At 37.9% G+C, this 235-nt stretch carries 1 protein-coding gene; it reads right to left on the reverse strand.

Annotation, left to right across the window (positions count from 1 at the left end; genetic code table 11):
* A partial coding sequence (locus CD138_RS14545; RefSeq protein ID WP_219727726.1) for a gp17 family tail completion protein occupies positions 1-235 on the reverse strand: 235 nt, incomplete at both ends.

The following is a 235-nucleotide window of genomic DNA, read 5'->3' on the forward strand; positions in this document are numbered from 1 at the left end:
TTCCATTTTTGTCTTATGGCGTACTTTATATAACATTCTCAGTACACCATGTTTTGTAAACTGATCTATATCAGTAAATACTTGTGAATTGTCTTTCTTAATCCACTCGACGTCGTAATCGTCAAATGAAATATTTTGCCTTACTGCTATGTCCAAAAAACGTAGCAACTCACGCGCTTCCGCCCCGTTCTCGTACTGACTATAAACATGGAACGTGATAGCAATAATCTCACGC

The sequence above is a fragment of the Staphylococcus intermedius NCTC 11048 genome (genome assembly GCF_002902385.1).
In the GTDB taxonomy this organism is placed as follows: Bacteria; Bacillota; Bacilli; order Staphylococcales; family Staphylococcaceae; genus Staphylococcus; species Staphylococcus intermedius.